Raw genomic sequence first — 13680 nt, forward strand, 5'->3', positions numbered from 1 at the left:
AATGGCGCTCGAGTCGCGGTATCTCGCGGTGGTTCGGACGCTCACCGAGCGGCTTCCGGAGGATCTCGAGTGGGCGCTCACCGGGAGTACCGCCTTCGCGCTCCAGGGCGTTCCGGTCGAGCCGAACGACCTCGACGTCCAGACGACCGAAGACGGCGCATACGGGATCGCGGACCGGTTCCCGGAGTCGGTCGTCGACCCGGTCTCGTTCGAGGAGGCCGATCGGATTCGCTCCCACTTCGGCGCCCTCGAACGCCGCGGCGTCCGCGTCGAGATCATGGGCGCGGTACAGAAACGCGACGCCGACGGAACGTGGGAACCCCCGGTCGACGTCGCCGCCCACCGAACGTTCGCCGTGGCGGACGGGACGCGAGTCCCCGTGCTCTCGCTCGAGTACGAGGCGGATGCCTACGAGCGACTGGGGCGATCCGAGCGCGCGAAACTGCTCCGCGAGTACGCCGGGACCGACGCGGCGTAGCCGACGACCAACCCACTGCGTTTTTAACACCCGGGCGTGTAGAGATGGATACCGAAACCCGCGGGCAAGTGCGTTCGGGTTCCGCGACGGTTGTCGCGGGACGATCGACGCGGTTCCGAACGCATAGCGGGATGGCCGACGCGCTGTAAGACGCCGGGGCCGTAATCGAGAGTCCGCGGACCGTTTCGATACGCTGGAGTCGATCACGGCTTTCAGTACAACGAATCATGGAAATCGAAATCGCAACCATCGGCGGCTACGAAGAAGTCGGACGGCAGATGACTGCCGTCCGCGCCGGGAACGACGTCGTCATCTTCGACATGGGTCTGAACCTCTCGCAGGTTCTCATCCACGACAACGTCGAAACCGAGCGGATGCACAGTCTCGATCTGATCGACATGGGAGCGATCCCGGACGATCGGATCATGAGCGACTTAGAGGGCGACGTGCAGGCGATCGTCCCCACCCACGGTCACTTAGACCACATCGGGGCGATCAGCAAGCTCGCCCACCGGTACGACGCGCCCATCGTCGCGACGCCGTTTACGATCGAGTTGGTCAAACAGCAGATCGAGAGCGAACAGAAGTTCGGCGTCGAGAACGACCTCGTCAAGATGGACGCCGGCGAGACGATGACGATCGGCGACCACGGGGTCGAACTCGAGTTCGTCAACGTCACCCACTCGATCATCGACGCGATCAACCCCGTCCTCCATACGCCGGAGGGCGCCATCGTCTACGGGCTGGACAAGCGGATGGACCACACGCCGGTCATCGGCGACCCGATCGACATGGAGCGGTTCCGCGAGATCGGTCGCGAGGACGAGGGCGTGCTCTGTTACATCGAGGACTGTACGAACGCCGGCCGCAAGGGCCGGACCCCGAGCGAGAAGGTCGCCCGCGAGCACCTCCGTGACACCCTCTACAGCATGGAGGACTACGACGGTGGCATCGTCGCGACGACGTTCTCTTCCCACATCGCCCGCGTCAAGTCGCTCGTCGAGTTCGCGGACGACATCGGCCGCCAGCCCGTCCTGCTCGGCCGATCGATGGAGAAGTACTCCGGTACCGCGGAGCGACTGGACTTCGTCGACTTCCCGACCGACCTCGGGATGTTCGGCCACCGCAAGTCCGTCGACCGCACGTTCAAGCGGATCATGAACGAGGGCAAGGAGAACTTCCTGCCGATCGTCACCGGCCACCAGGGCGAGCCCCGCGCGATGCTCACCCGGATGGCCCGCGGCGAGACGCCCTACGAGCTGAACGCCGGCGACAAGGTCGTCTTCTCGGCCCGCGTCATCCCCGAGCCGACCAACGAGGGCCAGCGCTATCAGGCCGAGAAGCTGCTGGGTATGCAGGGCGCTCGCATCTACGACGACATCCACGTCTCGGGCCATCTCAACCAGGAGGGCCACTACGAGATGCTAGACGCGCTCCAGCCCCAGAACGTCATCCCGGCCCACAACGACCTCGAGCACCTGGCCCGGTACATCGACCTCGCCGAGAACCAGGGCTACGCGCTCGGTCGGGACCTCCACGCGACGCGCAACGGCAACCTGATCCAGCTCGTGGACTGAACAGATACTGACATCCATCGATATGACAACCCCCGAGGCACGCGAGGAGGCTGTGCTCGAGGCGGTCCGGAAACGTCGCCGTCGAGTCAACGATGCGATCCCCGAGGAGTTGCCGGTCCAGAAACCCGAACGGCTCTACGAGGCCTCCAGGTACCTGCTGGACGCCGGCGGCAAGCGCCTGCGCCCGACGGTCCTGTTGACGACCGCGGAGGCACTTGCCGACGTCGAGCCGCTGTCGACCGACTACCGGGAGTTTCCGACGCTCTACGACGACGCGGACGCGAACGATACCGACACCATCGACGTGATGGACGCCGCCGTCAGCGTCGAGGTCATCCAGTCGTTCACCCTGATCCACGACGACATCATGGACGACGACGACCTCCGGCGGGGCGTCCCCGCCGTCCACCGCGAGTACGACCTCGAGACGGCGATCCTCGCCGGCGACACGCTCTACTCGAAGGCCTTCGAGATCATGCTCGGGACCGGCGCGGAGCCGTCCCGGAGCGTCGAGGCGCTGGAGGTCCTCGCGACCACCTGCACGAAGATCTGTGAAGGCCAGTCGCTCGACGTCACCTTCGAGCAACGAACGGACGTCACCCCCGAGGAGTACCTCGAGATGGTCGAACAGAAGACCGCCGTGCTGTACGCGGCGTCTGCCTGTCTGCCGGCCATCCTGCTGGGTGCGGACGACGAGACCGTCGACGCGCTGTACGGCTACGGGCTGGACATCGGTCGGGCGTTCCAGATCCAGGACGACGTGCTCGACCTGACGGTCCCGAGCGAACAGCTCGGCAAACAGCGGGGCAGCGACCTCGTCGAGAACAAGCAGACGCTGATCACCGTCCACGCCCGGGATCAGGGCGTCGACGTCGATTCGCTCGTCGACACCGACGACGTCGACTCCGTCACCGAGGCCGAGATCGACGACGCGGTCGCCGAACTCGAGGAAGCGGGCTCGATCTCCTACGCCAACGAGAAGGCCCGCGACCTGGTCGACCAGGGCAAGCGGCGACTCGAGGTCCTGCCGGACAACGAGGCGCGACACCTGCTCGAGGAGCTTGCGGATTATCTGATCGAGCGCGGTTACTGACGCCGACGCCACCCGGTCGTTCTTTTCGGCCACAGCGGGTCCCGGAGTCCCGGAGTCCAGGATTCTCGAAGTCTCGAGCGGCTGCGCTCGATGGTCCCTTCGTCGGACTCAGACCACAAGCGAGACCGCCAGCCCGATCAGCACGACCCCGAGTGCGAGCTTCAGCCGATCCGCGGTGATCCGGTGGGCGAGCCACCAGCCGAGGCCGACGCCCCCGAGGTACGCGGCCGTGAGCGGCACGAACAGCGACGCGACGACCGCGTCCCGCAGCAGGTAGTTGACCGAGGTAAACAGCGCGGTGAAGACGACGACGATCTGCGTGACCGCGATCGTCACGAGCATCGGTACGCCGACCAGAACGAGCGCGGGGGCCGACAGCGCGGCGCCGCCGATCCCCAGGAGGCCGCCAAAGCCGCCGATTACGAGCCCGAGACCGGCAAACGCCGCGAGGTCTCGACGGCCCCGTCCGAGGTCGAGCCGCGGCTCGAGGTCGCGGTGCTCCCGGTAGACGATGTTCCCGCCGACGACCGCGAGCAACGCGGCGAGCACGATTCCGTACGCGCGCCGCGAGAGGTAGGCGTTGGCCCGGACGCCGAGCCACGTGCCGACGGCGGCGGCGGCGCTGACCGCGCCCGCGATCGGCCAGTCGATCTCGCCCGACCGCGCGTAGACGGCGCTGCCGAACACCGCACCGACGGTGAAGACCGCGCTTGCGGTACCCGCCACCTCGTCGCTCGAGAGCGACGTCAGGAGGTAGAGTCCAGTGACGATGAGGATCCCGCCGGGACCGATCGTGGCGACGATCACGCCGCCGAGAAAGGCAAGCGCGAGCAGGGCGACCAGCACCTCGAGGGTGACGACCACGAGTCTCGAGGGCGGGTAGCAGACTCGGTCGGTTAACGGCTTTCCTTGCTGCTGTGGGGCCGGTTCCTTCTCGCTTGGCGCGTTCCCGGTGGGACTCGAGCGACCTCCGGCGCCCCGACACAGTACGGCGATTCCGAACTGACTGGTTGAACATTCCGGGCGTGGACACTCCCCTCCACGGGCATTTGCTGTGGGTGTACTTCGTTCAGCGACACCCCACACTCGTTCGCTTCTCGCGATCGGGCAGTACGACGCGACTATGACACGATCACATCCACAGTCCGACGAGGCACAGGCACACGCACAGACACGGGCACGGACACGGACACGGACGCGGACACGAACCCAGCGTCTCGAACGCCGACGGAACCCGGCCGTCAGCGTCCGGCACCTGCGACGGATCGACCGCCGAACGGCGAGGGCCGACGAATGAGTATCCGCAACATCTCTTCGGTCGAGTACGTCGCCGGGCAGGTCCAGCAGTACGGACTCGCGTTCGTGATGGTCGCCAGCTACTTCGGCTCCGGGTCGGTGTTCATCGCGAGCCAGGCCGGCGTGATGCACGGCTACACCCTGTTGTGGGCCGTCGTCGGCGCCGCCTTGCTCGGGTTCATGGCCCAGGACATGAGCGCCCGGCTGGGGATCCACGGCGAACCGCTGATGATATTCGTCCGGGAGAAACTCGGCCGGCCGGGGGCCACGGCGATCGCGATATTCCTCTCGATCGGCTGTATCGCGTGGACCCTCGGCCTCGTCGCCGCCGTCGGCGCGGGCGTCTCGTTCCTGCTCGGCGGCGCGATCGGCTGGCAACCGATCGCCGTGGTGACGACGTTCGCGGCGATCGGCGTCGGCGTCCTGAACTACGACACCGTCGAGAACGTGATGATCGGGATGATGCTGTCGCTGATGGTCATCTACGTGATCGTCGCACTTCCGAGCGGCGCGAACCCCGGCGACGTCGCCGTCGGGTTCGTCCCGACGATGGACACGTTCGGCGCGCTGGCGATGGCCGCCGGCCTGCTCGGGACGACCGCCCTGTGGCCCAACTTCTTCCTCGAGTCGATCCTCGTCCACCAGAAGGGGTGGACGGACCAGAGCGACCTGCCCGACGCGCGGGAGGACCTGGCGATCGGCTACGCCGTCGGCGGCGTGACGACGATCGCGATCCTGATCGCCGCCGCGGCGCTCCTGCGCCCGATGGGCTTTACGCAACTCGAGACGTTCATCACGCCCGGCGAGGCGCTGGTCGAGGTGCTGGGCGTGTGGGCCATGGTGCTGTTCGTCGGCGGCGTCATCGCGGCCGCGTTCAACAGCATCATCCCGATCATGTGGGCGCCCGCGTACATGCTCCCGCAGGCGGCCGGAGTAGACGTCCAGAAGGGCGATCGGCTGTTCAAAATCGTCTTCGCGAGCCTGACCGGCGTGGGCGTCCTCTCGCCGGTTATCAGCCGCGTCCTGGACCTCTCGGTCGTCGACATGGTGATCCTGTTCCCGATGTACAACGGGATCTTCGGGCTGCCGGTCGCGGCCGTCCTGCTGTTCTGGGCGGTCAACGACCGCGAGACGATGGGCGAGTACCGCAACTCGTTGAAGCTGAACGTCGTCAACGCGTCGCTTGTGTTGTTGGCTATCGTGCTCGCCGCCCTGTCGATGCAGGACTTCCTGGACCTGCTCACCGGCGGCGGGTTCTGACCCGCTCCTGATCCCGCTCTCGACGGTTCGTGACTGCGTGCCACCGGAATCGGCGAGCCGACACCGCGGGGGTTTTGGTTCGGGCACGAATACCGCTCGATAATGAACGACGATTTGCGCGAGCGCGTCGAGCGCGAGGCCGAGAAACACGCGCTGTTGAACGCAGTCAAACACGAGAGCGACGCCGACGTCGGCGCGATCATGGGGCCGCTGATGGGCGACAACCCCGACTTCCGCCCGCACGGCGACGAGATTCCGGGCGTCGTCGGCGGCGTCGTCGGCCGGGTTAACGACCTCTCCTACGACGAGAAACGCGAGCGACTCGAGGAACTCGCCCCCGAGGAACTCGAGGAGATCGAGGCCGAAGAGGAGGAGGACGACCATCCCCTGCCCGACCTCCCCAACGCGGAGGAGTACGACGAGGTCCGAATGCGCTGTGCGCCGAACCCGAACGGCCCGTGGCACGTCGGCCACGCCCGGATGCCCGCCGTCATCGGCACCTACCGCGATCGTTACGACGGCTGGTTCTGCGTCCGGTTCGACGACACCGACCCCGAGACCAAGCGACCGGACCTCGAGGCCTACGACGCCATCCTCGAGGACCTCGAGTACCTCGGGTTCGAACCCGACGCGGTCTACCGGGCGAGCGACCGCGTCGAGACCTACTACGACCACGCCCGCGAACTGATCGAACTCGGCGGCGCCTACACCTGCTCCTGTTCGGGCGAGGAGTTCTCGGAACTGAAGAACTCCGGCGAGCCCTGCCCGCACCGCGACAAGGACGAGGAAACCGTCACACAGGAGTTCGAGGCGATGGTCGACGGCGAGTACGAGAGCGGCGAGATGGTCCTCCGGGTGAAGACCGACATCAGTCACAAGAACCCGGCGTTGCGAGACTTCGTCGCCTTCCGAATGGTCGACACGCCACATCCGCGCGAGGAGGCGAGCGATTACCGGTGCTGGCCGATGCTCGACTTCCAGTCGGGGATCGACGACCAGCTGACCGGCGTCACCCACATCATTCGCGGAATCGACCTGCAGGACTCCGCCAAGCGCCAGCAGTTCGTCTACGACTACTTCGGCTGGGAGTACCCCGAGGTCGTCCACTGGGGCCACGTCCAACTGGACGCCTACGACGTGAAGATGAGCACCTCCACCATCTCGGAACTGATCGAAGAGGGCGAACTCGACGGCTGGGACGACCCGCGCGCGCCGACGCTCAAGAGCCTCCGCCGCCGGGGCATTCGCGGCGAGGCCATCGTCGACGCCATGGTCGAACTCGGTACCTCGACCAGCGACGTCGACCTCGCGATGAGTTCGATCTACGCCAACAACCGCGAACTGATCGACGACGAGACCGACCGCCGGTTCCTCGTCCGCGACGGCACCCAGCTACCGCTCGGCGGTAGCCCGCCCGAGGAGGCGAACCCGCCGCTGCACCCCGACCACGAGGACCGCGGCGTCCGCGAGATTCCCGTCGGGGACGCCGTCCTGCTCGAGCCCGAGGACGTCCCGGACCGCGAGGACCGCGTCTGGCTGAAAGGGCTGGGCTGCTTCCAGTACACCCGCGATACGCTGCAGTACACCGGCGAGGACATCGAGGTCGTCCGCGAGGGCGACGTCGACGTCGTCCACTGGGCGCCCGCGGAGGAGAGCGTCCCCGTCCGAATGCGGACGATGACCGGCGACGTATCGGGTCGAGCCGAACCCGGCGTCGCCGACCTCGAGAGCGACGAGATGGTCCAGTTCGAGCGCGTCGGTTTCGCCCGGATCGACCGCCACGAGGACGACGAGACGGTCGTCTACTACACGCATCCCTGATCGCGGCTCCACGTCCACGGATCGCCTCGAGTCACAACGCTCCCCCGTCGGCGACGTCGGTCACCCCCGTTCGCCGGGCGGTCTCGAACCCGATGTTTTCGTCGAACGGGAGCGCCCGTTCGTTCTCGAGGTCGGCGAGCGCGACCGCATCGAGGGTTCTCTCGGGTCCGCGGTCGTAGAGATACGCGGTGCTCGTCGGGGGCCTGTGTCCGCGGTTTCTCCCCCTCCCTTTTCCCTTTCGTCCTTTCCCCTCCCCTCACCTACTCGAGGAGGTCGTCGGCCCGCTCCGGGAGCGGATCGGCGACCACGCCGTCCTGCCGACCGAGCACGCGTGCGTGAGCGGCACAGACGTACCGGTTCTCGGCCCACGGGATGTGTAACTCGACGGCGGCGGGCCGCTGGCAGTCCGCTTCGGAACACTCCATGGTCGTGTGAACGAGACCCACGAGTTGAGCTTTTCCCCGGTTCCGTCCACGCCCGCGCTCACAGCAGGAAGACGGCGATCAGGAAGCCGAACAGGACCGTCGCCGTCAGCAGCGCCTGAGCGGCCGTCGAGGCGAGCATCCCCGCGGTCGCGTACAGCGCCGACTGTGCGCTCTCGTCGACGTTGCCGTCGCGGACGAACTCGAGGGCGAAGACCGTCCCGAAAAGCCCCACGAGCAGGCCGAGCGGGCCGGTGACGACCATGAGGACGATGCCGACGGCGGCCGCGGCGGCGGTCGTTCCCCACGACGCGCCGCCGGCCTTCGCCGCGATCGAGCCGCCGAAGAACTCGACGAGCAGCGTGAGCACGCCGAGCAACGTCAGAACGGCGAGCGTGAGTGCACCGGGCTCCGCGAAGCCGGAGTGCCACCAGTAGAGGTAGACGCCGGCCAGCGAGAGCAGCCCGCCGGGGACCAGCGGCACGAGGGTTCCGGCGACGGCGGCGACGAGCAAGGCGACCGCGAGGACCGTGATCGCATCGACCATACCCCGACGAACGTGGGCCGACGCCAAAGTCGTACTGCGGCGATTCGAAAGGGCGGCGGCAACCGTCCTCACAGCCCCCAGAAGAAGACGATACCGACGGTGGTCACGACCGCGAGCAGGAGCTGGAGCGGGCCGCCCACGCGGACGAAGTCGCGGAACTCGTACTGTCCGGGTCCGTAGACGAAGAGGTTGGTCTGGTAGCCGACCGGGGTCATGAACGCCGTACTGGCGGCGAAGGTGACCGCCAGAACGAACGCGAAGGCGTTTACCCCCAGGCGGGACGCCACGTCGACGGCGACCGGGACGAGCAACACGACGCTGGCCTGGTTGCTGACCACGTTCGTCATCAGCGCGGTCAGGAGGTAGAACAGGCCGAGGACTCCGATCGCGGGCAACACGTCCGCGCTCGAAACCACGAGTGCGCCGAGGACGTCCGCACCGCCGGTCTCGGCCAGAGCATCCCCAAGCGGGATCACGCCGGCGAGCAGGAAGATGACGTCCCACTGGACGGCCTCGTAGGCCTCGGCCGGCTTGACGACGCCGGCCGCGAGCATCGTGGCCACGCCGGCCAGTGCCGACACCACGATCGGAACCACGCCGACCGCGGCCAGTCCGACGACGCCGAGGACGGTGCCGACCGCGATCGGTAGTTTCGACCGCCGGAACTGCTGGAGCGCGAGGTCGCCCGCCACGATGACGTTGGGATCGTTCGCGAACCGATCAACGGTTTCCGGGTCGGACTCGATGAGCAGGACGTCCCCCGGTCGGAGGGTCAACTCGGTCAGTCGCTCGTGGGTGATCTCGCCGCCGCGTCGGACTGCGAGCACGCGAGCCTGGTAGGTCTCGGTGAAGTTCGCCGATTCGACCGTCTCGCCGATCAGATCCGAACCCGCCGTGAGGACGATCCCGACGAGCGTCTGTTCCGGCGCGAGCGAATCGAGTTCCGTCTCGGTCGTGACGCTCGGCACGAGGTCGATCCCCTCGATCTCGAGCAGCGCCTGGAGCGCGTCCTCGGTCAGCCGGATCGTGTAGACGTCGCCGCTGCGGATGGTCGTCGACAGCGGCGGCGCGGTGACGTACCGGTCGTCCCTGATGAGCTGGGTCACCTCCGCCTCGAAGTCGACCTCCTCGAGCGCGTCCCGGAGCGATAGCCCGACGGCGGGCGAGTGCTGACGGACGACGAGTTCCGTGAGGTACTCCTCTTCGGTCGCCGTCGATCGCTCGCTTCGGGGCGTGACGTGGGACGGAGCGAGCCAGTAGCCGACCGTGAGCAGGTACGCCGAGCCGACGACGAACACGACGGCCCCGAGTGCGGTAAACTCGAACATAGAGAACGGGTGGCCGAGGTACTCCGCCGAGAGGCTGCTCGCGATGAGGTTCGTGGACGTTCCGATGAGGGTGAGCATTCCGCCCAGCATCGATGCGTACGACAGCGGCAACAGCAGCTTCGACGGGGAGGTGCCGTTGTCGTGAGCGAGGTCGTTGACCATCGGCACCAGGACGGCGACCGCCGCCGTGTTGTTGATCAGCGCGGACAGCGGCCCGACGATGCCGATCGTCGCCCCGAGTTGCCGGTGGACGTCCCCGCCAGTGTACTCGGCGACCGTCTCCTGAAGCCGCTGGATGAGCCCCGTCCGCCGGACCCCCTCGCTCAGGACCATCATCGCGAGGATGGTGATCGTCGCGGGATTCGAGAACCCGGCGATCCCGTCGCTCGGCGTGACGCCCGTCCAGGGCTCGAGGATCATCAGGCTGACCATGATCCCGATCGCCGTGACGTCGATCGGCACCGGTTCGGTGACGAACAATACGAGCGCGACGGCGATGAGCAAAAAAACGAACAACGCGCCGGTCGTCAGCGTAGCCATCCGGGTGGCGACAGTACCAGAGCGATCGACAAATAGTCCCCGACGCTTCCAGCGAACTCGGATCGGTTCGACCTGCGGCGGACTCGGCGAGCGCACGACCGCTCGAGCGGCGATCCGAGAACCCGAAAAGTTCCCGGGAAGTTCGTCCACCTCCCGAACGAGCGGAGCGTCTCTCGAGTCGATACGATTACCTTCCGTCGGCTGAACGTCCACCCATGGCAGACGGCGCGATCATCGTCGGCGGTTCGTCCGGCATCGGCGAAGCGCTGGCTCGCGAACTCGCCGAGGACGGCTACGTGGTCGGGCTGGCGGCCCGGCGGACGGAACGGATGCGACGGATCGGTTCGGAACTGGCGACCAAGTCCTACGTCGCGACGATGGACGTCACCGACCCCGAGGACGCCCGCGAGGGCTTCTTCCAGCTCGCGGAGGCGATGCCGTCGGTCGACCTCGTGGTCGTCAGCGCCGGCGTCGCCGACGTCAACTACGACCTCGAGTGGGCGTCCGAACGGCGCACGATCGACGTCAACGTCCGCGGGTTCGCCGCGATCGCGACGGCGGCGATCTCGTACTTCGAGGAACGTTCCGGCCGCGCCGGCGAGACGGCCGGCCACCTCGTCGGCATCTCCTCGGTCGCGGGTCGGTTCGGCAACGGCGGCACACAGGCGTACAACGCCTCGAAGGCGTTCGTCTCGCGCTACCTCGAGGGACTGCGAACCCGACAGGCCGGCTCCGGCGGGGACGTGACGATCACGACGATCGAACCGGGCTTCGTCGACACCGAGATGTCCTACGGCTCGTTCTGGCAGTGTTCCCCGGAAACGGCAGCAAAGCAGATCGTCCGGGCGATACGGAAGGAGAAGACCCACGCCTACGTCACGCGGCGGTGGCGGCTCGTGGCGTGGGTGCTGTCGCTGGTTCCGAACGCGATTCTTCGGCGGGCGCTGTCCTGAAACGCGCTATTTCTCGAACCGTTCCCGGACCTCGAGGGCCGCATCGACTCCGCGTTCGACCCCGTATCGGTCGACCAGCGGCCGGACCGCGTCGCCGAGCGCGCGCATACACTGTCCCGCGGAGGGGTACTCGAGTCGGTCCGCGACGGCGGGCCACTGCCGCCCCTGGAGCCCGCGGAGGACCAGCAGCCGCTCCTCCCGCGGCGTGAGGTCGACCCCGCCCGGGTCCTCGAGGAAGTACCGGACGATCAGCCGGCGGAACGGGCCGGGGTCGACGTCGAACAGCCCGGGGCCGTAGGCCGCGCCCCCGACCACGCGCCACTCGTGGTCGCTCACCTCGAGCGGCGGCGCGGCGTCGGCGTCGGTGTCGGTGTCGACGCTCCGGAGGACCGCGCGGGCCACGTCGGGATCGAGGTCGGCGAGCGAGTCGGTACACAGCGCGGGGAACCGCCGGGCGAACCACGCGGCGTGGCGGTCGCGGAGCCGCTGTCCGGCCTCGGAGACCGGCGCGAGCATGAGCGCCGAGTACTCCCCGCTGGCGTCGTTGCGGGTCGTCGAGACGTGGACGGTCCGGTAGCCGTTTTCGCGCCAGAACTCGAGCAGGCCCGGCGTCGCGCCGAACCCGGTGCCGAGCCAGTCGACGCTCGAGTCGTCGTCGCCCGCGAACTCCTCGCGAACGCGCTCGAGCAGCGCCGAGCCGAGCCCCCGAGAGCGCGCCGCGTGGTGGGTCGCGATGCGGACGACCCGCAGTCCGGCGGGCGCGCCCGCTTCCTCGTCCCGGAGCTGGCTGGTCAGCACGTCCGGGAGCATGTTCCCGCGCACGCGGCCGCCCTCGTACATCTCGGCACGGGTCTCCACCGAGAGGTTCCCCTCGCGGGCCAGGAGGGCGACGCTGACGACGTGGCCGTCGTGGACGAGGGCGCGAGCCTCGAGGTTCGGCGCGTCGAGCAGGCGCGCGAGGTCGTTGGGCTCGGTCCGGTAGTGGGCGAGCACCAGCAGGCCGAACGCCTCCCGCAGGAGGCGGTTGTCCGCGAACAGGGCCGCGGGCTCGAGTCGCCGGTACTCGACGCTGTCGGGGGTAGCGTCCTCGACCAGCGGCTCGACCGGGGGCCGGGCGTCGAGCAACAGCGCGCGGAAGGCCCACACCTCGACGGGGTCGCCCGCGGCGTAGCGGATCGGCTCGACCAGCGTCCGCTCGGTCACCTCGTGGTCGCTTCCAGCCAGTCGGTCCCGGAACCGAACGGAGAAGCCGCGGCCGGCACCCTCGTAGCCGTGGATCGTCGTCGCGAACGCGACGGCGTCGGCCGCGAGGAACGCCTCGAGTCGCGAGACGGGCAGCGCCGCGGCTTCGTCGACGATCACGACGTCTGCCTCCCCGACCGCGTCGACGGCCGCGGCGGGCTCGAGGAAGCGGACCTGGCCACCCGTCGTCGTCTCGACGTGGCGGGGGCCGACGCTCGAGGCGACCCCCAGCGTCTCGCAGAGTTCGCCGGCCCGGTCGAACGCCTCGCTGGCGTTGCGCGCGTCGGGGGCCGTCACGAGGACGTCCGTGCCGTCGGCGGCGAACGCGCCGGCCGCGAGCCCCGCGGCGCTGGATTTCCCGCGCCCGCGGTCGGCCTCGAGCACGACGGCGCGGCGCGATCCCTCCTCGGCCGCGCGAAGCGATTCGAAGGCTTCGACCGCCTCGGCCTGGTCGCTCGTGAGACAGGCCTCGTAGGCCGCGGCCGGGAACCGACGATCGGACGGCGGGTCGACGGCATCGGCGTCGACCTCGGAAAAGCGCGGTGCGGGATCCGTCAGCCCGTCGTCCGCGATCCGGCCGGCCTCGAGGTCGACGATCGCGACGCCCCGATGGTCCCGAAGGGTATCGACGAGTCGTCGACGGAAGCGGCCCGAGACGTCCTCGAGCGCGAACGGCGGGACCGCGAGCGACTCGTCGAACGACCCGCGACGGTCCGGCCACTCCTCGAGCGGCGGGGTCAGGAGCACGAGCAGGCCGCCGCCGTCGACGGCGCCGACGACTTTCCCGAGGGCGTTCGGGCGGAGTCCGTCGTGGGCGTCGATGGCGACGATATCGCGGGTCGTCCCGAGCAGTTCGCTCGCGTGAACTCCTTCGATCTGCTCGCAGCGCAGTCGGTCCTCGGGGCCGACGAGCGTGGTGCTCGTGATCGGCACCGGGAGCGAATCGAGGGCAGCCTCGAGGGCCTCGTACCCGCGTTCGCGATCACCGGCGAGGACCAGCGCCCGGCGCTCGTTCGCGTCTCGTGCCTCCGCGGCGAGCGCCGCCGCGAGGTCCGCGACGTCGTCCATACGTTCGCCTTCGCGCCTCGAGAGTAATAGGCATCGGAACCGCGAGAGACGAGAG

11 protein-coding genes are annotated in these 13680 nt (G+C 68.3%); 6 read left to right on the forward strand and 5 right to left on the reverse strand.

Annotated features, from left to right (window positions below; all coding sequences use genetic code 11):
• Position 1: 1 nt before the first annotated feature.
• The 3 genes from BM113_RS16770 to idsA3 all read left to right on the forward strand — a co-directional run bounded on the left by BM113_RS16770 (position 2) and on the right by idsA3 (position 3148).
• A complete protein-coding gene (locus BM113_RS16770; protein ID WP_089789194.1) occupies positions 2–478 on the forward strand; it encodes a nucleotidyltransferase domain-containing protein in 477 nt (158 codons plus the stop codon).
• Between the two features lie 227 nt (positions 479–705).
• Complete coding sequence (locus tag BM113_RS16775; protein ID WP_089789195.1) at positions 706–2055, forward strand: ribonuclease J; 1350 nt, start codon at positions 706–708, stop codon at positions 2053–2055.
• A gap of 22 nt (positions 2056–2077) precedes the next feature.
• Positions 2078–3148, forward strand: coding sequence for a geranylfarnesyl diphosphate synthase (gene idsA3, locus BM113_RS16780; protein ID WP_089789196.1), 1071 nt, complete (start codon positions 2078–2080; stop codon positions 3146–3148).
• A 108-nt stretch (positions 3149–3256) separates the two neighbouring features.
• On the opposite strand, the gene BM113_RS16785 is transcribed toward idsA3, so the two are convergent.
• Positions 3257–4012: a sulfite exporter TauE/SafE family protein gene (locus BM113_RS16785; RefSeq protein WP_089789197.1), complete on the reverse strand. Its 756-nt coding sequence runs from the start codon at positions 4010–4012 to the stop codon at positions 3257–3259.
• A 429-nt stretch (positions 4013–4441) separates the two neighbouring features.
• On the opposite strand from BM113_RS16785, the gene BM113_RS16790 reads away from it, so the two are divergent.
• Both BM113_RS16790 and BM113_RS16795 read left to right on the forward strand, forming a co-directional pair.
• A complete protein-coding gene (locus BM113_RS16790) occupies positions 4442–5704 on the forward strand; it encodes an NRAMP family divalent metal transporter (protein WP_089789198.1) in 1263 nt (420 codons plus the stop codon).
• A 102-nt stretch (positions 5705–5806) separates the two neighbouring features.
• Positions 5807–7525: a glutamate--tRNA ligase gene (locus tag BM113_RS16795; protein WP_089789199.1), complete on the forward strand. Its 1719-nt coding sequence runs from the start codon at positions 5807–5809 to the stop codon at positions 7523–7525.
• A 260-nt stretch (positions 7526–7785) separates the two neighbouring features.
• Here the strand turns inward: BM113_RS16795 and BM113_RS22405 are convergent, their stop codons facing one another.
• The 3 genes from BM113_RS22405 to BM113_RS16805 form a co-directional block, all read right to left on the reverse strand.
• Positions 7786–7950, reverse strand: a complete 165-nt coding sequence (locus BM113_RS22405; RefSeq protein WP_177209202.1) for a DUF8014 family protein — start codon at positions 7948–7950, stop codon at positions 7786–7788.
• 58 nt (positions 7951–8008) lie between these two features.
• Positions 8009–8494 carry a DUF456 domain-containing protein gene (locus tag BM113_RS16800; protein WP_089789200.1) on the reverse strand — a complete coding sequence of 162 codons (486 nt, stop codon included), beginning with the start codon at positions 8492–8494 and terminating at the stop codon, positions 8009–8011.
• Between the two features lie 68 nt (positions 8495–8562).
• Entirely contained in the window at positions 8563–10362 is a 1800-nt protein-coding gene (locus BM113_RS16805; RefSeq protein WP_089789201.1) for an SLC13 family permease, read from the reverse strand.
• A gap of 215 nt (positions 10363–10577) precedes the next feature.
• Between BM113_RS16805 and BM113_RS16810 the strand changes: the two genes are divergently transcribed.
• Positions 10578–11315 carry an SDR family NAD(P)-dependent oxidoreductase gene (locus tag BM113_RS16810; RefSeq protein WP_089789202.1) on the forward strand — a complete coding sequence of 246 codons (738 nt, stop codon included), beginning with the start codon at positions 10578–10580 and terminating at the stop codon, positions 11313–11315.
• Between the two features lie 6 nt (positions 11316–11321).
• On the opposite strand, the gene tmcA is transcribed toward BM113_RS16810, so the two are convergent.
• Complete coding sequence (gene tmcA, locus BM113_RS16815; protein ID WP_089789203.1) at positions 11322–13625, reverse strand: tRNA(Met) cytidine acetyltransferase TmcA; 2304 nt, start codon at positions 13623–13625, stop codon at positions 11322–11324.
• Between the last annotated feature and the right edge of the window lie 55 nt (positions 13626–13680).

The sequence above is a fragment of the Natronobacterium haloterrestre genome, from assembly GCF_900112205.1.
Classification (GTDB): domain Archaea; phylum Halobacteriota; class Halobacteria; order Halobacteriales; family Natrialbaceae; genus Natronobacterium; species Natronobacterium haloterrestre.